Raw genomic sequence first — 19,588 nt, 5'->3', positions numbered from 1 at the left:
CCGATTCACCGAGGTATTGATCCCATGGCCGCACAGCAACTCGTCATTCTCGGCGGCACCGGTTTCGTCGGCAGCCACCTGGTGCCGCGCCTGGCCGCCGACGGCCACCAGATCGTGCTGCTCAGCCGCAACCGCGAGCAGCACCGCGAACTCGGCGTGCTGCCCACGGTGAGCGTGCGCAGCGCCGACATCTACGACGACGACGTGCTGCGCCGGCAGCTGGCCGGCGCCGACGCGGTGATCAACCTGGTCGGCATCCTCAACCCGCGCGGCCGGCACACATTCCAGCGCGCGCACGTGGAACTGGCGCGCCGGCTGATCGCCGCCTGCCACGCCAGCGGCGTGGGTCGTCTGCACCAGATGAGCTCGCTGAAGGCCGGCCAGGGCCTGTCGCAATACCTGAAAACCCGCGGCGAGGCCGAGGCGCTGGTCAAGGCGTCCGCGCTGGACTGGACGATCTACCAGCCCAGCGTGATCTTCGGCCCCGGCGACGGCCTGGTCAGCCGCTTCGCCAAGCTGCTGCGGCAGATGCCTGCGCTGCCGCTGGCGCGCGCGCAGGCGCGGATGGCGCCCACCTGGGTCGGCGACGTGGCCGAGGCGATCGCCCGTTGCGTCGATCACGCGACACTGGGCCAGCGGCGCAGCTTCGAGCTGTACGGCCCCGAGGTGCTCACGCTGGGCGAGATCGTGCACAAGATCCGCGCCGCCGCCGGCCTGCGCACGCCGGTCGTCGCGCTGCCCGACAGCCTCGGCCGGCTGCAGGCGCAGTTCGCCGAGCTGCTGCCCGGCAAGCCTTTTTCGCTGGACAATTTCCGCTCGCTGCGCACCGATTCGGTCGGCAAGCTCGACGGCTACGCCGCGCTCGGCATCGTGCCGCAACCGTTCACTCCGTGGCTGCCGGTGCTGCTCGACGAGCCGCCGCGGCAACGCCGGCTGGCTGCGGCGCGCTCGCTGCAACGCTGAACGCCGCGCGGATCAGCGCACGCCCAGCAGCAGCCGCAAGCGATCCAGTTCGGTGCCATAGCGCGCGACCAGGGCCGGCTCGCGCTGCCAGGGCTGGCGCGTGCGCGGCGCCGTGCGCGCACCCGCCGGCTCGTGCTGGAAGCCCAGACAGGCCGGGTCATACTCAAGCCCGCAGAACGCCAGCAGCCGGCGCACCTGGGTCTCAGGATCGGCCAGCAAGGCCTCGTAGTCGTGTTCGAGGAAACGCTGCGGGAACAGCCGCTGCCAGTGCCGGCCGAGCCGCTCGTGGTCGCGCCAGTAGCCGACGATGTCGTCCAGGTCGTAGCTGAAGTCGTGGCCGCCGGCGAACAGCTGGCGGTAGCAGGCGAAACAGGTTTCCAGGGCATCGCGCCGGCAATGCACCACCCGCGCGCCCGGCAGCATCGCCAACGCCACGCCCACCACGCGCCAACTGAACCGGTTCGCGTCGATGAAGCGCGGCAGGCCGCGGCGCCAATGCCCGGTGCGCGCCAGGTAGTCCTGGCCCAGGCGCGCCCAGTCCGCCGGCGTGGCCGAGCCGACCCACTGCAGCAGCGGCTGTCCGCGTCGGGCCGATTCGTCGCTGATCACCCGCTGCAGGTCGGGCGACTCGTCGACGCCGCCCACGTACGGGTGCGCGGCAAGGATCTGCCGGGTCAATCCGGCACCGGCATGCGGCAGCGCCATGAGGAAGATCACCGGCTCGCCCAGCGCGGCATCCGCGGCCCCGGCCAGCGGCTCGGCGAATGCCGCGAGCATGGCGTCGGCACGCGCCCGCATGCCCGCTGCGTTCCAGTTCAGCTGCCGGTGCTGCCATGCGTTGGCCTTGCGCAGGGCGCGGAAGGCCGCACGGTAGTCGGCTTGGTCTTCCAGCGCGCGCGCCAGTGCGAAGCCGAGCTGGACGCGCGCCAGCGGCGCCGGCTGCGGCATCTGCAAGGCCTGCTGCAACCGGGCCACATCGTCCTTGCCGAAGCGCTCGGCATCCAGCCCGGCCAGGCCGCTCCAGGCTTCCGGATGGCCGGGCTGGCGTTGCAGCACCTCGCGGTAATTCGCCGCCGCCGGAGCCACGGCACCGAGGCCGGTCTGCGCCGAGGCCAGCACCAGCCGCGCGGCGAGATGGTCCGGATCGAGATCCAGCGCGCGATGCAGCGCGGTGATCGCCCCGGCCGGCCGACCCTGCAGCTGGAACATCCGGCCCAGGTTGAACCACGCCGGCGCGAAGTCGGGCGCCAGTTCACAGGCCCGCTGCAACGCCGACAAGGCCGCCTCGTTCTCGCCCTGGGCCTGCAGCGAAACGCCCAGGCCGATGTGCACCAGGGCGTCGTGCGGACTCTTCGCCAACGCCTGGCGCAGGACCGCCACCGCCTGCGCGTGGTTGCCGCGCAACTGCTGCAGCTGGCCCGACAGGCGCAGCGCCTCCACGCCATCGGGCACCAGCGCCAGCACCGCGGCCAGCGCCGCTTCGGCGCGAGCCAGCTCGCCGTCGATCATCGCGCCGCTGGCTTCGTCGAGCAGTTGCACCGCCTCCGGCGACAGACCCGCGGCACGATCCCGCAGCAGCGGATGAGCCTGCTTTGCCACCATCGTCAAAGGCCCCCTGCCTGCCTGCCGTCGGTTTCAATCGCCAGCTTACGCGAGCACGGCGGCGGCATAAAGCGCCGCCAACCGGCAGCGTGCCATCACGGCTCGGCCACGCATGGCAGAATCCCCCCATGCACATCTACCTGGTCGGCGGCGCGGTCCGCGACAAACTGTTGAAGCGGCCGGTGGTCGACCGTGACCACGTGGTGGTCGGCGCGTTGCCGGAGGAGTTGCTGTCGCTGGGCTACAAGCCGGTGGGCAAGGATTTCCCGGTGTTCCTGCATCCCGAAACAGGCGAGGAGTACGCGCTGGCGCGCACCGAGCGCAAGAGCGGGCGTGGTTATCACGGCTTCGTGTTCCAGGCCGACCCGACGATCACGCTGGAGCAGGACCTGGCCCGGCGCGACCTCACCATCAACGCGATCGCCGAGGACGAGCACGGTGCGCTGACCGATCCGTTCGGCGGCGTGCGCGACCTCGAGGCGCGCGTGCTGCGCCACGTGTCGCCGGCGTTCGTCGAGGATCCGGTGCGGGTGTTGCGGGTGGCGCGTTTCGCCGCGCGCTTCGCGCCGCTGGGTTTCGGCGTGGCCGCGGAAACCATGGCGCTGATGCGGCAGATGGTGGCTGACGGCGAGGTCGACCACCTGGTGCCGGAGCGCGTGTGGGCGGAGACGCGCAAGGCGCTGGGCGAACCGCAGCCGTCCATGTTCCTGCGCGTGCTGCGCGAATGCGGCGCACTGGCCGTGCTGTTTCCCGAAGTCGATGCGCTGTACGGCGTGCCGCAACGCGCCGAGTTCCACCCGGAGATCGACACCGGCGTGCACGTGGAGATGGTGCTGGAGGCAGCGGCGCGGCTCGCGCCGGGCAATGACGTGGTGGGCTTCTGCGCACTGACCCACGACCTCGGCAAGGCGCTGACGCCGTCCGATGGGCTGCCGCGCCACATCGGCCACGAGCATCGCGGCGTGGCGCCGCTGCGCGCGCTGGCGGCGCGGCTGAAGGTGCCGACCGAGCATGCCGCGCTGGCCGAACTGGTCTGCCGCGAGCATCTGAACGTGCACCGCGCGTTCGAGCTGAAGCCGGCCACCGTGCTGAAACTGCTGGGCGCGCTGGATGCCCTGCGCCGGCCGGCGCGGCTGGAGCTTTTCCTCGCCGCCTGCGAGGCGGACAAGCGCGGCCGGCGCGGCCACGAACACGACGCTTACCCGCAGGCGGATTACCTGCGCGAGGCGCGCGCCGCCGCCGCCGCGGTCGAGTCCGCCGACTTCGTCGCGCGTGGCCTGGCCGGCCCGGCGATCGGCCAGGCGATGGATGCGGCGCGGATCCACGCCATCGCCGCGCTGAAAACTCATCCTTCGCCAGGCGGATCCGCGGTATAAAGCCCGGATGATGACGCCCGCTGCGGGCATCCGTTGATCACCTCTTGCTGGAGTTGCCCGTGTCGAGTGCATTCACCCCGACCTCTCCCCTGCGTCAGCGCTTCCGTCCGCTGCTGTGGCTGGCGATCACCTACCTGGCGATCTCGTTCGCCACCCGCGTGGTGCTGCTGGTGATGTCCGGCAGCGAAGTGCCGCACACGCCGCTGAACCTGCTGTACGCGTTCGGCGTGGGGCTGGGCTACGACCTGGTCACCTACATCTACGTGGCGTGGCCGCTGGTGCTGTTCCTGTGGCTGGTGCCGACGCGACGCGCCGCAGTGTCCGGGCTGGGCCAGTGGCTGCTCTACGTGATCGCGCTGGCGCTGCTGTACGCGCTGTGTGTGGGCGTGCTGTACCTGCTGTACCGCGCCCACCTGGGCATGACCTGGCCGCTGGTGCTGCTGTTCCTGCTGGTGTTGCCGCTGCCGGGCTTCGCCTATGCCTCGCGCACCGGCCAGTGGGTGCTGTACGGGCTGGCGCTGGTGCTGCTGTACGGGCTGTTGTTCGTGGCGGCGTCCGAGCTGGTGTTCTGGAACGAGTTCAGCGTGCGCTTCAACTTCATCGCGGTGGACTACCTCGTCTACACCAACGAGGTGATCGGCAATATCCGCGAGTCCTATCCGATCGGCCGCTGGCTGGCCCTGCTGGCGGTGGTCGCGCTGGTGCTGTTCGCGCTCGGCCGGCGCGCCCTGCGCGTGCGCGACGACGGCAGCCGTTTCTGGCAGCGCGGCAAGGTGGCGCTGCTGTGGCTGGTGCTGACGGTCATTTCGGTGGCCGCGGTGAATGGCGGCATGAAGGATCGCACCGGCAACAACTACGTCAACGAGCTGGCCGGCAACGGCATCTACCAGTTCTTCAACGCGTTCCGCAGCAGCCACCTCGACTACGCGAAGTTCTACCGCACGCTGCCGGACGACGAGGCGTTCCGCCGCGTGCGCGAGATGCTGAAGACGCCGGACGCGACCTACGTCAGCGACGACCCGCGCGACCTCACCCGCGCGATCCGCCGGGTCGGCCCGGAAAAGCGCCTCAACGTGGTGCTGATCAGCGTGGAGAGCTTCTCCGGCGACTACCTGGGCACGTTCGGCAACCCGGACCACATCACGCCGTACCTCGATTCGCTGGTCGGCCAGAGCCTGTTCTTCGACAACCTGTACGCGAACGGCACGCGCACCGTGCGCGGGCTGGAAGCGCTGTCGCTGTCGGTGCCGCCCACACCCGGCGACTCGCTGCTGAAGGAACACAACAACGAGAATCTGTTCTCGCTGGCCGGTGTCTTCAACGACCGCGGTTACCAGTCGGACTTCGTCTACGGCGGCTACGGCCAGTTCGACAACATGAACTACTTCTTCGGCCACAACGGTTACCGCACGGTGGACCGGCGCGACATCCCGAAGACCGCCACGATCCACAGCGAGAACGTGTGGGGCGTGGCCGACGAGGACCTGTACACGCTGGCGCTGGGCCAGATGGACCAGATCCACGCCGAAGGAAAACCCTTTTTCCTGCACATCATGACCACCTCCAACCACCGCCCGTTCACCTTCCCGGAAGGCCGCGTCAAGCAGGCCAACGGCACCCGTCAGGGCGCGGTGGCGTACACCGACTGGTCGATCGGCGATTTCATCAAGCGCGCGCGCGAAAAATCGTATTTCGACGACACCGTGTTCGTGATCACCGCCGACCACTGCGCCTCCAGCGCGGGCAAGACCAGCGTGCCGGTGAACCGCTACCACGTGCCGCTGTGGATCTACGCGCCGAAGCACATCCAGCCGCAGCGCGTGGACCGGTTGATGGGCCAGGTCGACATCGCGCCGACCCTGCTCGGCCTGCTCAACTTCAGCTACCGCTCGCGCTTCTTCGGCTACGACCTGTTCCAGTTGGAACCCGGCCGCGAGCGCGCGTTCCCGGCTACCTACGAGAAGCTCGGCTACCTGCACGACGACGTGCTCACCGTACTGGAGCCGCAGCGCAAGCTGGAGCAGATGAAGCCGGACTACGCCAGCGGCGACGCCACCCCGATCGTGCCGCAGAACGAAGAGCAGATCGACCAGGCGGTGGCCTATTACCAGGTCGCCAGCGAGCTGTTCAAGCGCGGCCAGCTGGTGCGCCGCCCGGAGGATTCGACGCCGGTGGAACCGTTGCCGGCGGAACCCGCCTCCGCACCAGCGCCGGCCAGCTCGACGGTGGTGCCGGCAGCAGCCGGTTCGGTCGGTTCAGTCCCCGCGCCGGCGCATTGAGCGCGCTTCCACGCTCGCCAGCACGCTGGCGAGCGATGTGCGCAGCAGCATCAGCGCGATGACGATGCCGACGCCATCGGCGAGCACGTCCAGCGCATCGGCGTCGCGCGGCGGGTCCAGCCACTGCGCGAATTCGATGAACACGCCGAACGCCAGGCAGCCCAGCGCAGCCCAGCCGCGCGGGCGGCGTTCGCGGTAGACGTTGCCCCACCAGCCCATCAGGCAGGTGAAAGTGGTGGCGTGCAGCAGCTTGTCGCCGTACGGGAAATCCAGCGCGATGCCGGGGTCCGGGCGCAGCGCCATCCACAGCACCCACAGCATGATCGCGCCACCCAGCGCGACCCAGGCGCGATGCCAGCGCAGCCGTCCGGACGGCTGAATCGTTTCGCGTTCCGTCAAAGCCGCTCGCCCTGGTCGGCGGCGAGCAACTCGGCCGGCAGCGGCAGCGCGTCGAGGCCGCGCGCCAACAGCATCGCCTGGAAGCGTTCGCCCATCTGCTCGGGCAACATCAGCCGCTTCGCCTGCTGGGCGAGCCGGTAGCGGCCGTGCTCGTCGGCGATCGCCGCGTGCTCGCGCTCGAACGCGTCCTGCAACCCGGCGCCAATCAGGAACTGCGCCTGCGGCAAATACCCCGCCACGCCGAAGCCGGCGCTGTTGCCGGCCTCGGCCAGCGCGGTGAAGTCGACCGAGGCGGTAAGGTCGTTCATGCCCGGCAGGTACAGCGGGTCGTTGTGTGCGTGGTGACGGTAATGCGCCATCAAGGTGCCGTCGTCGCGCTCGGGCAGGTAGAACTCGCGGCGCACGTAACCGTAGTCGATGAACAGCAGCAAGCCCGTCGTCAGCGAGCCGGCGACCGCCTGGATCCAGTACGGCAGCTGCGGCAGGATTTCCGAGCGGTAGCCATCGACGAAATCGACGCCGAGGTCGCGCTCGACGTGGCGCACGGCGGCGGATACCAGCGCATCGGCCGGGCGGTCGACGCGGACCAGGCGGCCTTCGCCATCGAGCGCCACGTACTCTTCATAAACTTCGCCCTGGCGCATCGCGAAGCGCGTGGCCGGCAGCGCGTCGATCACCTCGTTGGCGAACAGCACGCCGCGCCAGTCCTGCTCGGGCGGGCGATCCAGCCACTGCACGCGGGCGTTGAGCGCGGCCGGCAAGTGCGCCAGCAGGCGTTCGCGCTGGCGTTCGCGCAAGTCGGCGCTGGGCTCCAGGATCAGATACCGCCGCGGCAGCGTGCCGCTGGCGGCCAGCGCCTTCAACGCCGCCTCGGCGAATGCACCGCTGCCGCCGCCCAGTTCGAGGAAATCCGCCTCGTCGCCGAGCATCGCCAGCACCGGTTGCAGCGCATTCACCACGCAGTCGGCGAACAGGCCGCCCAGTTCCGGCGCGGTGACGAAGTCGCCGGCTGCGCCGAACTTGGTACGGCCGGCGCTGTAGTAGCCCAGCCCCGGCGCGTACAGGCAACGCTCCATGTATTGCGAGAACGGCATCGGTCCGTGCGAGGCAATCTGTTCGCGCAATAACTGCAGCAGGCGATCGGAATGGGCGCGCTCGTCGGCCGTCGGTTCGGGGAGGCGAGAAGACATGTTTGTTGCCGGTCATGAAAAACGCGGCAAGCATAGCGGATGGCGCCGCACGCCCTTCATCGGGCGCCCGCAGATCGACCCGCCCTGCAAAACCGCAGCACGTTCCTGCGCTCAGAAATCCTTCTGCACGCTAAGGTACACACCGCGGCGCGGGCCGAACTGCGGCGCACCGACGCCGATGCCGCTGCCGTCGCGCAACTCGTAGGTGCGGTCCAGCGCGTTGAGCACGGCGAGCTGGGTGTGCAGCTGGCCGAAGCGCTCGAACGTGAAGTCGTGCGACAGGTTGAGGTTCAACTGGAAGTACACCGGCAGCGAGGCGCCGTTCGGCACGTTGCCGTCCTTGCGCAGGCCGCTGCCGAACAGGTAGTCGGCGCCGACCCGGGTGCTGTCGTTCAACGCATAGTTGACGCCGCCGGACGAGGTGAGTTTCTGGTCGTGGTCGAGGAAGATCCAGTGGTCGTTGACGTAGGCCAGGTCGTCCGACGCGAAGTTGTACTGGCTGGTGATGATGCGCTTGCCGATCGCCTTGCCGAGCGACGCGTTGAAGTAGGCGGACAGCGGCCCCTGCTCGTAGTTGACGGTGAATTCCAGGCCCTTCACCCGGCCCGCGGCGTAGTTGAAGGTGGAGTAGACCAGGGCGGAGCCGAACTGGCCTTCGTCCTGCAGACGCTGCACCTTGCGGTAGTAGGCGTCCACGCCGACGGTCCAGGCCGAGCCGAGGTTCTGCGAGACGCCGACGTCGAAATAGTCCGAGCGCTCGGCCAGCGGCGTGTTGTTGCCCATGTCCGACACCGCGTTGGTGGTGCCGTCGAACTTGGCGATGTTGCTGCTCGCGATCATCTCGGTGGCCGGCGGGGTGAAGTAGCGCGAGTAGCCGGCGTGCACGGTGGTGCTGCCGGTGGCCTGCCAGACCAGGCCCAGCCGCGGGCTCAGCTGGCTCTCGCTGCGTGCCAGTTGGTAACGGTCGCCGCGCAGGCCGTAGTTCAGCGTCCAGGTGTCGCCGATGCTCCACTCGTCCTGCACGTAGGCCGACCAGGTCTTCGCGGTGAGGCGGCTGTTGTCGAGGATGTTGATCGGCGTGGTGCTGGCCTGGTTGCCGTCGGCGTCGGCCGGGAACACCCATGCGTCGTTGCCGCTGACCGCGCGCTCGAAGCTGCCGTAGATGCCGTAGCGCAGCGTGTGGCGGCCGCCCATCGGCATGGCGAAGTCGGCCTGCAAGGTGCTGGCGCGATTGCTGCGGGTGACCGCGGAAGCGACGCCGTTGAACATCAGCTCGCCGATCCGGTCCGGCGCATAGGCGAGGCGGCTGTAGCGCTGGCCCACCGACACCTGGTAGTCGGTCGCGCCCAGCTTGCCCTGCAGCGCCAGCACGCCGAAGCGGGTGTTCTCGCGCTGGTGTTCGTCGAGGTTGGCGGAGTTGAAGTCGACCGTATCCAGATAGCCGAATTGCGGCATATAGCCCGGCCGGTTCGGGATCTGGAAGCGGTTGTTGGCGACGCCGAACAGGAAGCTCAGCCGGGTGTCGTTGTCGATCAGGTAGCTGACGTCGCCGAAGCCCTTCACCTGGTTGGTGTGGTCGTGGATCGGCTTCCTGCTCGACGTGGGATTCTCGATGCCGGCATCGTTCTCCAGGTAGTTGCCGGTGAAGAACCAGCTCCAGCGGTCGTTGCTGCCCCAGACCGACGCGTTCGGATTGAGCGTGCCGTTGCTGCCGCCGGTGATGCCGACGCTGCCGCCGTTGCCGAGGTCATGGCCGCTCTTCGTGGTGATGTCGACCACCGCCGCCGTGCGCAGGCCGTACTGCGCCGGCAGCGCGCCGTCGAGCAGCTTCACGGTGTCGATCGTGCGCGCATCGAGGCTCTGGCCGAAGCCGCCGATCGACTCGGGGATGATCACGCCATTGATGCGGTACTGCAGGTTCGCGTGGTCGCCGCGCACGTGCAGGCCGCCGTAGGAATCCTGCACCACGCCAGGCGCCTGCAGCAGCACCTGGTTCATCGGCGTGGAGGCGCCCAGCGGCAGCTGCGCGATCGCCTTGTGGTCGATCACGTACTGGCTGCTGCCGGTATCCGGCGACAGCGCATTGCGCGCCTGGTCCAGCGCGGCCGAGACCGAGACCGCGCCCAGGTCCTGCACCTTGGCCGGCTGCCTGTTGCGGCCGCCACCGTCGACCGGATCGTCCCCGTTCGCGGTAACGGCGGGGGCGGCGGCATTCGTCGCCGGCGTCGTGTCGGTGGCGTGGACGGCGGTCGTCCCCAGGGCAACGGCAAGGCTCAAGGCGAGCAGGGAAGGTTTCATCGACAGTTCCAACAGGGGTGGAAAGAGGTTCTTATTTTGTAATGTTATAACATTACTGAAAAGTTTTCCGCCACGCCTGCGCCGGAAGTCATGCCCGACGGCGAAACCGTTGATCCCCGCTTCATGCGACGTCCCTAGACTGCCAACGACACATGCCGCGTCCAGCGCCCGATACGTCCCACGGAGCCACGCATGACCCAGCCCAGCCAGCAGGTAGCCACCGTCATCGCACCGGTCGAGCACGGCCGGATCACCGAGGCGATCCTGGATTTCGTCAGCCAGGTACCCGACAGCAAGATCGGCAACAGCCAGGACCCCGCCAGCGAGGCGCGCCGGCTGGCCAATCGCGCCGCCCAGCGTGCCGCACTCACCGCCGGCTCGCTCGCGTTGCCGCCGGGGCCGCTGGGCTGGCTGACCTTGCTGCCGGAGCTGATCGCGATCTGGAAAATCCAGGCGCAGATGGTCAGCGACATCGCCGCCGCCTACGGTCGTCACGCCACGCTGGGCCGCGAGCAGATGATGTGGTGCCTGTTCCGCCACACCGCGGCGCAGGCGTTTCGCGATCTGGTGGTGCGCATGGGCGACCGGCTGGTGTTCCGGCGGATGTCCTACGGCGTGGCCCAACGCGTGGCGAAACAGGTCGGCGTCAAGCTGACCCAGCGCACGCTCAGCAAGGGCGTTTCGCGCTGGCTGCCGGTAATCGGCGCACTCGGCGTGGGCGCCTACGCGTACTACGACACCGGGCAAGTTGCCGGCACCGCGATCGAACTGTTCGAAGGCGAAGTCACGCTCGAGGGCGACGCCGCCGATACGCCGAAAGCCAAGCCCCGCCGCCGCGCGGTGAACAGCCTGGTCGACAAGGCCGTGGCCGGCGCCGCACGCAAAGTGGCGAGTGCCGCACGCAAGGCCGCCAGCCGGAAGTCGCGCAAACCTGATTGAGCGCCGCGCCGGATGACGTGAAGCGGGCTTTGCGGCAAGCTGGAATCTGGATATCCGCCGGAGTCGCCCCATGCCGCCACGCCACGACCGCCCCGTCGCGCTGATCACCGGCGCCGGCCGTCGCGTCGGCGCGGTGACCGCGCGCACCCTGCACGCAGCCGGCTACGACCTGGCGCTGCACTACCGCCGCTCCGCCGACGACGCCCGCGCGCTGGCCGACGAACTGGAACGGCAACGCCGCGGCAGCACCTTGCTGCTGCAGGCCGAACTGGCCGACCTGCCCGCCTTGCCGGCAATGATCGAACAATTGCTGGCGCACTACGGCCGGCTCGACGCGCTGGTCAACAACGCCTCGGCGTTCTTCCCCACGCCGCTGGGCACGGCGACGCCGCAGCAGTGGGACGCGTTGTTCGCCTCCAACGCGCAGGCGCCGTTCTTCCTCAGCCAGGCGGCGATCCCGGCGCTGCGCGAAGCGCGCGGCGGCATCGTCAACATGGTCGACATCTACGCCGAACGGCCGCTGGCGGAGCACCCGCTGTACTGCATGGCGAAGGCCGCACTCGCCGCGATGACCCGCTCGCTGGCGCTGGAGCTGGGCCCGGAAATCCGTGTCAACGGCGTGGCGCCCGGCGCGGTGCTGTGGCCCAGCGACGGCAAACCGTACGCCGATCAGCAGACGATGCTGGCGCGCACGCCGCTGCAGCACGCCGGCACGCCCGAGGATGTCGCCGGCGCCGTGCTGTGGCTGCTGCGCGATGCGCCGTATGTCACCGGGCAGATCATCCGCGTGGACGGCGGGCGCACGTTGTCGGTGTGAGTTCTGCGGCTCGCGGCTACTTCTTCTTCGGCGCGAACGCCTGCTGCAGCAGCGCCTGGTCGAAGCCGACGCTGGCCTCGCCCGCTTCCGCGTAGCGGTACAGCGCGGCCGAGTAGATGCCTTGCAGTGACGCCTGGACCAGGCCGAGCAGGGTCAGCCCCAGCACCACCATGGCCACCGCCAGCACGATCGCCACGGCCGACTGCAACGCGACCGCGCCGCCGATCAGGATCGCGCCGAGCAGCACCGCCAGCACCATCAGCAGGCCGAACACCACGCCGATGCCGCCGTTGCCGATCAGGTTCTCGCCCCAGCTGCGCTTGAGCAGTTCCACGCTGCGCTTGACCGCGTCGACCGGGCCCACGTCCTGGCTGGCCAGGATCGGCACCACCAGGAAGGTGGCCACGGTCCAGGCCAGGCCGATGAAGCCGACCACCAACCGGCCGATCAGGCCAAGGCGCTCCTGGATCATCCGCAGCAGCAGGCCGACGGTGGCGGCGATCAGCGCGTAGCCGAGGATCTGCGGCAACTTCGCGCGGGCCAGCGCGAAGCCGGCGCCCACGCTGGTCGGCTCGCCGCGCAGGTGCATCAGCGCCACGCCGGTCAGCGCGGTCTGGAAAAAGATGATCACGAAGTACTGCACCAGGTAGAAGCCGAACATCAGCAGATACGCGCCCGCGGACATGCCCTGCCTGAACTGCTCGCCGGCGTGCTCGTTGCCGATCACCATCACCCCGACCGGGATCAGGAAACTCGCCGCCACCAGCAGCGTGCACAGCCCCGATAGCAAGGGAAACACCAGCAACGACTTGTCCGAACGCAACACCGCCGCGCTCGCTTTCAGCAACGCCCAACTGCGCGCAAATTTCCCGGCCATACGTGTCTCCCCCTTCATCCGTGGATCGTGAGTGTGCCCTTTCTAGCACCCGTCGCACGCATGCGACAGTGCTCAGTCCGGCAGCGATTCGACCTGCAGCGGTTCGTGCCCCGCCGGAAACGCCGCCCACAACTCGGCCATGCTCAGCCCGCTGACGGGATGCCGGAACGCCGGCGCGATGTCGGCAATCGGCCGCAGCACGAACGCGTGCTGCAGTTCCTTGCGCGGGATCTGCAGGTGACCCGGGCCGTCGAGCACCAGCGCGTCGTAGAACACGATGTCGACGTCCAGCGTGCGGTCCGAATAGCGCGGCACGTCGCGGCGGCGGCCGTGGCGATCCTCCAGCGCGTGCAGCCAGTCGTTCAGCGCTTCGGGCGACAGCTCGGTATCCAACCCCACCGCCAGGTTGACGAAGTCCGCGCTGTCGAAACCCACCGACCGGCTGCGATACGCCGGCGACACGGCGATCGCACCGAAACGCTCGCGCAATTCGCCGATCGCCGCGGACAGGTGACGCTGCGGTTCGAGGTTGGAACCCAGGCTCAGGTAGACCCGTGCCATCAGCGCGTTCGCATGCCGCGCTCGATGCACACGCCGACGGCCTTCGCGCCGCGCACCGCACCCGGCTTGGACAGCTTCAGGCGCACCCAGCCGACCCCGAACTCCTCGCGGATGATCGCCGCGCAGCGCTCGGCCAGCGTCTCGACCAGGCCGAAGCTGGACGCTTCCACGTAGCCGATCAAGCGCTTGGACACGTCCTTGTAGTTCAGCGTCAGCGCGATGTCGTCGCCGGCCGCCGGCACGGTGTTGTCGAACGCCATCTCGATGTCGAACGACAGCGTCTGCCGCACCCGGCGCTCCCAGTCGTAGATGCCGATGACGGCGTCGATGCGCAGATCTTCGATGAAAACGGTATCCATGGCGGTGATCACGAGAGGCGGAGCCGTACAGGGTCCGCGAGCCGGCGCGCGGATGCAAGCCTGTGGCGCGGTGGCCGCCATGCGATCATGTGCGGATGACCACGTTCAGCACGCTCCCGCTCAAACCCGCCCTGCTCGCCAGCGTCGACACGCTCGGCTACGCCGCCATGACCCCGGTGCAGGCGCAAAGCCTGCCGCCGATGCTGGAAGGGCGCGACGTGATCGCGCAGGCGCAGACCGGCAGCGGCAAGACCGCGGCGTTCGGGCTGAGCCTGCTGCAGACGCTGGACGCGGACACGATCCGGCTGCAGGCGCTGGTGCTGTGCCCCACCCGCGAACTGGCCGACCAGGTCAGCAAGGCGATCCGCAAGCTGGCCGCGAACATTCCGAACGTGAAGCTGCTGACCCTGTGCGGCGGCATGCCGCTGGGTCCGCAACTGGCCTCGCTGACGCATGACCCGCACATCGTGGTGGGCACGCCCGGCCGCGTGCAGGAACACCTCAAGCGCGGCAGCCTGCACGGCGGCGGCATCAAGGTGCTGGTGCTGGACGAGGCCGATCGCATGCTCGACATGGGCTTCAGCGAGGCGATCGACGACATCATCGGGCGCATCGCGAAACACCATCAGACCCTGCTGTTCTCGGCCACCTATCCGGACGAGATCCGCGCGGTGAGCCAGCGCGTGCAGAAGGATCCGGTCGTGGTGACGGTGGACGCGCCGGCCGAACAGAAACCGGCGATCGAACAGCAGTTCATCGAAGTGGATCCGGCGCAGAAACTTGATGCACTGGCGCAGTTGCTGGCCGGCGAGCGCGGGGAGCACGCGCTGGTGTTCTGCAACATGCGCCGCGATGTGGACGCAGTAGCGCAGGAACTCGACCGCCGCGGCTTCTCCGCGCTGGCTCTGCACGGCGACATGGAACAGCGCGACCGCGACGAGGTGCTGGTGCGCTTCGCCAACCACAGCTGCGCGGTGCTGGTCGCCACCGACGTGGCCGCGCGCGGGCTGGACATCGTCGCGCTGCCGCTGGTGCTGAGCTACGACGTCGCGCACGACCCGGACACCCACACCCACCGCATCGGCCGCACCGGCCGCGCCGGCGAAACAGGCCTGGCGATCACCTTGTGCACGCCGCGCGAGCGGCCGAAGGCGGCGAACATCGAGGAACTCAGCGGCGCGCCGCTGCCGTGGCGCACGCTGAAAGTGGCGTCGCCGCGCGGCAAGACGTTGCACCTGGCGCCGATGAAGACGCTGGTGATCGACGCCGGCCGGCAGGACAAGCTGCGCCCCGGCGACATCCTCGGCGCGCTCACCGGCGACGCCGGGCTGGAGGCGAAGGACATCGGCAAGATCGACGTGTTCGCCACCCGCGCCTACGTGGCGATCAGCCGCGCACTGGCGAACAAGGCGCTGGAGCGCCTGCGCGCGGGCAAGATCAAGGGCCGCAATTTCCGCGTGCGTCCGCTAGGCTGATCGCCCCAACCCGTCCGGAAGCCGACCCGATGCCGCGCTGGTCCACCTGCACCCTCGCCTTCGCCCTGCTCGCCTGTGCCGCGCCGGCCTCGGCGGCCATCCCGGTCTACGGCTACCAGGTCGTGCGCACCTACCCGCACGACACCGGCGCCTATACCGAGGGGCTGTTCTACAAGGCCGGTTACCTCTACGAGAGCACCGGCCAGGTCGGCCAGTCGACCGTGCGCAAGGTGGCGCTGGAAACCGGCGAAGTGGTGCAGCGCCATCGCCTGCCGAAGCAGTACTTCGGCGAGGGCATCGTCGACTGGAAGGACCGGCTGGTGCAGCTCACCTGGCAGAGCCAGACCGGCTTCGTCTACGACCTGGCCAGTTTCACGCCGCAGCGCAATTTCAGCTACCCCGGCGAAGGCTGGGCGCTGACCCGCGACGACACGCACCTGTACATGAGCGATGGCACGCCGGTGCTGCGCGTGCTCGATCCGGAAACGCTGCAAGTGATCCGCCGCATCACGGTGACCGCGGATGGCGCGCGGGTCACCCACCTCAACGAACTGGAGTGGGTCGACGGCGAGATCTACGCGAACGTGTGGTTGACCGACCGCATCGCGCGGATCGACCCGGCCAGCGGCCACGTGGTGGGCTGGATCGACCTCACCGGCCTGTTCGACATCAACCAGCTGCCGAACCCCGGCGACGACGTGCTCAACGGGATCGCCTGGGACGCGCGGCACAAGCGCCTGTTCGTCACCGGCAAGTGCTGGCCGCAGCTGTTCGAGATCAAGCTGGTGAAGCGGCCCGCGCAGTGAATCCGCGCCGCGGCCGGTAGCGTCACAAGGTATTCAGCCAGGTCGACAGCGCCTGCACGTCGGCGTCGCCGAGCGTGGCCGCCACGCCATGCATCACCTTCGCATTGCTGCTGCCGGCGCGCGCGCCGCTCTTGAAGTCGCCCAGCTGCTTGGCCACGTACAAGCTGGACTGGCCACGCAGACGCGGGTAGGTCGCCCATGGCGGCTGCGGTGCGCTGCTGGGATGCGGCTGCGGGCCCAGCCCGGCCGGGCCGTGGCAACCCTGGCAGGGCGGAATGCCCTGCGCCGGGTCGCCGGCCAGATACAGCTGCGCGCCGCGCGAGGCGGCATCGGCCTGGCCCGCCGGCTTCGGCGCCAACGAGGCGTAGTAGCTGGCCAGGTCGCGCATGTCGGCGTCGCTCAGCGTGGCGGCCTGGCCGGTCATCACCGGATCGCTGCGCTGGCCGTCATGGAACTCCTTCAACTGCACGTACAGATAGGTGGCCGATTGCCCGGCCAGGTTCGGAAAGTTCGGCGCGATCGCCACGCCCTGCGCGCCATGGCAGGCCGCGCATACCGCGGCCTTGCCAGCACCGGCCTGGGCATCGCCGCTGACCGGCTGCACGCGACGCAGGTCGAGCGCGGCGGACGGCGTGGTGGCGGGTTGCTGTGCGGCGGCGTCGAGCGTGGCGGTCGACAGCAGCAGGCAAGCCAACAGGAGACTGGTGCGATACGTCATCACGGCGCTCCTTGAGCCTGTTCATGATCTCCAAGTGCCCCGCGCCGGGAGCTGTTTGCGCGCAGGCCAAGGAAGAACGAAGGAGTGGACGTCGGTCCACGACTGAGTGATGACGCCGGCATGCGCGCAAACAGACCCGGCCCAAAGGGTTGCCATCGAGTGGCCGCCATGCGGCAGCGCACGGCTTTGACCCCTGCTTTCGCAGGGGCAGGCTCTGACGGCCAGTCAGACGCTGCGCCGCGCACTACCACCTGACGGCCACTCGATGACAACGCGGGGTACTTGGAGATCATGAACAGGCTCACAACTTCAGGTTCAACATGACGCCGACCAGGCTCACGTTGTAGTGCAGCTGGCCACCCTTGTCGGTGTAGAGGCGATGGTCGTAGCTGAGCGTGTTGTCGAGCCCGGCGTAATGCCAGTCGCTGAAGGCGCCGGTCTCGTAACGGCCGTACAGGCGCACGCCGACGCTGCGGTTGACGCGGAAGCTCAGGCCCAGGTCGAGCGTATTGGTGCGGTACTTGTTGTCGGGAAAACCGGCGTTGGCCGCGGCCACGCCGGCGGGATCGCGATAGGCCAGCGCGCCGATGGTGGCGTAGTTGTAGCCGACGTGACCGAACGAGCCGGTGTAGTTGTAACTGACATCGGCACGCGCGCGGCCGAAGTCGTGACTGAAGCTCAGCCCCGCATTGCGGTTGCTCTCGCGGTCGAACTCCCACCACTGGTTCGCGTACGGATACAGCGGCCCACCGAGGTCGGGGTCGACCTGGCCGGGCGTGCCGAAGACGGCGCCGTTGTCCGGCCCGTCCGCGTCGTTGACGTTGGAGATGCCCATGCGCGAGGTTTCCGCGCCGAGGTAGGCGTTCATCGTGGTCGCCGGAGTCGGCTGCCAGTCCCACTGCAAGGTGGCGCCGGTGGTGCGGGTGTTCTGCCGGCCGATCAGCGCATCGTACTGATCGCGGTTGCCGTAGAACGTGGCCGACAGCGTGGCCGAGTCGCCCCACGGATAGATGACGATCGCGCGCGCCTTGCTCTCGGTGCGGTCGGACAGGTCGTACTTGCGCATGTCGGCCACGGTATGCGCGGCGATGCCGTTGACCGGCTCGACGAAGCCGGGCAGCGACTCGGAGAAGAACTGCGCGTACGGATCGTAGTTGTACTTGTCGCCGTCGCGCTTGGCGTATTCCCAGCTCAGCCGCACGGTGGCGCCGATGACGTCGCGGCTGACCCAGTCGAACTTGATGCGCTGGTCGTCGACGCGCTTGCGTTCGCGGTATTTCGGCTGGTTGTGGTCGTAGGTGTAGGTGACGCCGAGCGAGGTCTTGCGGCCGAGTTGCCAATCGCCGCCCAGCTCGAAGATCGTGTCGGTGTAGCCGAACGGCACGTTGCGCACGCTGACCATGTACGACCGGTACAGCGGATTGGTCGGATCGAAGATGCCGGTTTCGCCCGGCACCACGCTGCCCTGCGAGCCGTTCTCGGAGATGTAGCCGTACTGCCCGGTGAGCGGGTTGTAGGCAAGGTAGCGAGTCTTGTTGTCCTCGCGATACCAGCGCAAGCCGGCATGCCAGCCGAACGCGGGCGTGGGATGGAAGGTGACCCGCGCATCGAACAAGCCGGTGTCGATGCGTGCATTGGCGCTCTTCTGCGACAGCGCCGTGGTGGTGTTCCAGTTCGCGCAGTTGAAGGTGTAGTCGACCGGCGGTGCGATGAAGATGCCGCCGGTGCCGGTGCAGGTGGTGGGCGGCAGCAGCGCATCGTTCTGGCGCATCGTGCCCCACGCGCCGGCCACGGTGAACTGGCCGTTGCCCTTCAGCTCGCGCGACAGGTCCAGGCGGAGGTTGTGGTAGTCGTTGTCCGGCTCCAGCGAGAACTGGCCGTCCTTGATGTCGGCCACCTGCGGCGTGCCGACCACGTTCCACAGGCCGAACGGGCTTTCGAAGTTCAGATGGTCCTTGTGGTTGCGGAAGAACGAGCCGTTGTAGGTGGCGAGGAAGTGCCACAGCTTGCCGACGTTGCGCACGCTGAGGTTGATGTCGGTGGTACGGAAGTCGATCGGCCGCACCGTTTCCAGGATGCCGCCGTTGTCCGGGAACGGGAAGTTGAAGAACATCGAGCCGCCCCACAGGCGGGTGCCGCTGCGCTTCTCGTTGGTGATCGCGGCGGAGCCGATCCAGTTGCGGTACAGCACGCCTTCGTAGCTGAGCCCTTCGCGCGTGCGGGTGAGCCCGATGCTGCGCCGTGGCGTGGCCGCCGACACCGCGGCCACCTGCGCCGGGGTGCTGGCGCCGGCCACCAGCGGGGCGGGCAGGGTCAGGTCGGTGCTGCCGACGCCATTCCAGATCGGGTAGGCGCTGGTCGACACCGTATGCGGCATGTCGCGATAGAAGCCCTCGATGCGGTAGCTGCCGTAGCGACCGCCGCGCAGGCGGTAGTACTGGTCGTCGCCGCTGAGGTGGCTGCCGCGGACCTCGACGTAGCTGCCGGTTTTGCGGTTATCGAAATTCAGTGCAAGCAAGCCCAGCACCGCGCCGCTTTTCCAGTCGTCGTACTGGCGGAAATATTCCGCGTTGCGGTCGCCGCCGACGTGCAGGTAACCGAACTCGATCAGCCCGGCGTAGGTCCAGTCCCCCTGGCCCAGCGGCTTGCCCGGATCGACCATCGGCGGATACGGATACAGCGCGCCGGTCGGCGTGCGCAGCATGCCGGCGTGCAGGTAGGAAGTGCCGTCGGGATCGGCCGGATACAGCATCGGCGTCCAGCCACGCGGGTCCAGGCCGTTGCCGAACTGCATGTCGCCCACGCGCATGGTGCCGCTGGTGTCACCCGCCAGCGCGCCCTGCGTGCCGAACAGCCCGCACAGCAGGGCCAGGGCCAAGGCTGTCGGCGTCGTGCGATTTCCTTTCAGCGCAAGCATCGTCCGCCTCCG

Annotated in this window: 16 protein-coding genes; 7 read left to right on the top strand and 9 right to left on the bottom strand. The window is 68.7% G+C overall.

Annotated elements, in window-relative coordinates:
- Window positions 1-24 precede the first annotated feature (24 nt).
- On the top strand, window positions 25-963 hold the full coding sequence (locus tag ASG75_RS14420; RefSeq protein WP_056391019.1) for a complex I NDUFA9 subunit family protein: 939 nt from the start codon (window positions 25-27) through the stop codon (window positions 961-963).
- Window positions 964-975: 12 nt separating this feature from the next.
- Here the strand turns inward: ASG75_RS14420 and ASG75_RS14415 are convergent, their stop codons facing one another.
- Window positions 976-2,565, bottom strand: a complete 1,590-nt coding sequence (locus ASG75_RS14415) for a sulfotransferase (protein ID WP_056391016.1) — start codon at window positions 2,563-2,565, stop codon at window positions 976-978.
- Window positions 2,566-2,693: 128 nt separating this feature from the next.
- Here ASG75_RS14415 and ASG75_RS14410 point away from each other — a divergent pair, with 128 nt between their 5' ends.
- Window positions 2,694-3,941: a multifunctional CCA addition/repair protein gene (locus tag ASG75_RS14410; protein WP_056391013.1), complete on the top strand. Its 1,248-nt coding sequence runs from the start codon at window positions 2,694-2,696 to the stop codon at window positions 3,939-3,941.
- A 59-nt stretch (window positions 3,942-4,000) separates the two neighbouring features.
- Window positions 4,001-6,220 carry an LTA synthase family protein gene (locus tag ASG75_RS14405; protein WP_056391376.1) on the top strand — a complete coding sequence of 740 codons (2,220 nt, stop codon included), beginning with the start codon at window positions 4,001-4,003 and terminating at the stop codon, window positions 6,218-6,220.
- On the opposite strand, the gene ASG75_RS14400 is transcribed toward ASG75_RS14405, so the two are convergent.
- From ASG75_RS14400 to ASG75_RS14390, 3 genes are all read right to left on the bottom strand, one after another.
- Window positions 6,197-6,541, bottom strand: a complete 345-nt coding sequence (locus ASG75_RS14400; protein ID WP_200935723.1) for a VanZ family protein — start codon at window positions 6,539-6,541, stop codon at window positions 6,197-6,199. The genes ASG75_RS14405 and ASG75_RS14400 overlap by 24 nt on opposite strands.
- A gap of 74 nt (window positions 6,542-6,615) precedes the next feature.
- Window positions 6,616-7,809 carry an SAM-dependent methyltransferase gene (locus ASG75_RS14395; RefSeq protein ID WP_056391010.1) on the bottom strand — a complete coding sequence of 398 codons (1,194 nt, stop codon included), beginning with the start codon at window positions 7,807-7,809 and terminating at the stop codon, window positions 6,616-6,618.
- 111 nt (window positions 7,810-7,920) lie between these two features.
- The gene (locus ASG75_RS14390; protein WP_056391370.1) at window positions 7,921-10,107 is read right to left on the bottom strand and encodes a TonB-dependent receptor; all 2,187 of its coding nucleotides are present in this window, start codon (window positions 10,105-10,107) and stop codon (window positions 7,921-7,923) included.
- Between the two features lie 192 nt (window positions 10,108-10,299).
- On the opposite strand from ASG75_RS14390, the gene ASG75_RS14385 reads away from it, so the two are divergent.
- Together ASG75_RS14385 and ASG75_RS14380 are read left to right on the top strand one after the other, a co-directional pair.
- Window positions 10,300-11,046 (top strand): hypothetical protein, encoded by a 747-nt coding sequence (locus ASG75_RS14385; RefSeq protein ID WP_056391007.1) that lies wholly within the window; start codon window positions 10,300-10,302, stop codon window positions 11,044-11,046.
- A 70-nt stretch (window positions 11,047-11,116) separates the two neighbouring features.
- Window positions 11,117-11,863: a pteridine reductase gene (locus ASG75_RS14380; protein ID WP_056391004.1), complete on the top strand. Its 747-nt coding sequence runs from the start codon at window positions 11,117-11,119 to the stop codon at window positions 11,861-11,863.
- 16 nt (window positions 11,864-11,879) lie between these two features.
- On the opposite strand, the gene ASG75_RS14375 is transcribed toward ASG75_RS14380, so the two are convergent.
- From ASG75_RS14375 to folB, 3 genes are all read right to left on the bottom strand, one after another.
- Complete coding sequence (locus ASG75_RS14375) at window positions 11,880-12,740, bottom strand: DUF6159 family protein (RefSeq protein WP_056391001.1); 861 nt, start codon at window positions 12,738-12,740, stop codon at window positions 11,880-11,882.
- Window positions 12,741-12,812: 72 nt separating this feature from the next.
- Window positions 12,813-13,301 (bottom strand): 2-amino-4-hydroxy-6-hydroxymethyldihydropteridine diphosphokinase, encoded by a 489-nt coding sequence (folK, locus tag ASG75_RS14370; RefSeq protein WP_056390998.1) that lies wholly within the window; start codon window positions 13,299-13,301, stop codon window positions 12,813-12,815.
- Entirely contained in the window at window positions 13,301-13,660 is a 360-nt protein-coding gene (gene folB, locus ASG75_RS14365) for a dihydroneopterin aldolase (RefSeq protein WP_056390995.1), read from the bottom strand. The genes folK and folB overlap by 1 nt, the downstream gene beginning before the upstream one ends.
- A gap of 95 nt (window positions 13,661-13,755) precedes the next feature.
- On the opposite strand from folB, the gene dbpA reads away from it, so the two are divergent.
- Complete coding sequence (gene dbpA, locus ASG75_RS14360) at window positions 13,756-15,135, top strand: ATP-dependent RNA helicase DbpA (protein ID WP_056390993.1); 1,380 nt, start codon at window positions 13,756-13,758, stop codon at window positions 15,133-15,135.
- A 29-nt stretch (window positions 15,136-15,164) separates the two neighbouring features.
- Window positions 15,165-15,941 (top strand): glutaminyl-peptide cyclotransferase, encoded by a 777-nt coding sequence (locus ASG75_RS14355; protein ID WP_056390990.1) that lies wholly within the window; start codon window positions 15,165-15,167, stop codon window positions 15,939-15,941.
- 22 nt (window positions 15,942-15,963) lie between these two features.
- On the opposite strand, the gene ASG75_RS14350 is transcribed toward ASG75_RS14355, so the two are convergent.
- Complete coding sequence (locus tag ASG75_RS14350) at window positions 15,964-16,659, bottom strand: c-type cytochrome (protein ID WP_056390986.1); 696 nt, start codon at window positions 16,657-16,659, stop codon at window positions 15,964-15,966.
- A 301-nt stretch (window positions 16,660-16,960) separates the two neighbouring features.
- Entirely contained in the window at window positions 16,961-19,576 is a 2,616-nt protein-coding gene (locus ASG75_RS14345) for an MtrB/PioB family outer membrane beta-barrel protein (RefSeq protein WP_056390983.1), read from the bottom strand.
- Window positions 19,577-19,588 lie beyond the last annotated feature (12 nt).

Source organism: Rhodanobacter sp. Soil772, from assembly GCF_001428385.1.
Lineage (GTDB): Bacteria > Pseudomonadota > Gammaproteobacteria > Xanthomonadales > Rhodanobacteraceae > Rhodanobacter.
This window is presented reverse-complemented; position numbering and strand designations above follow the sequence as displayed.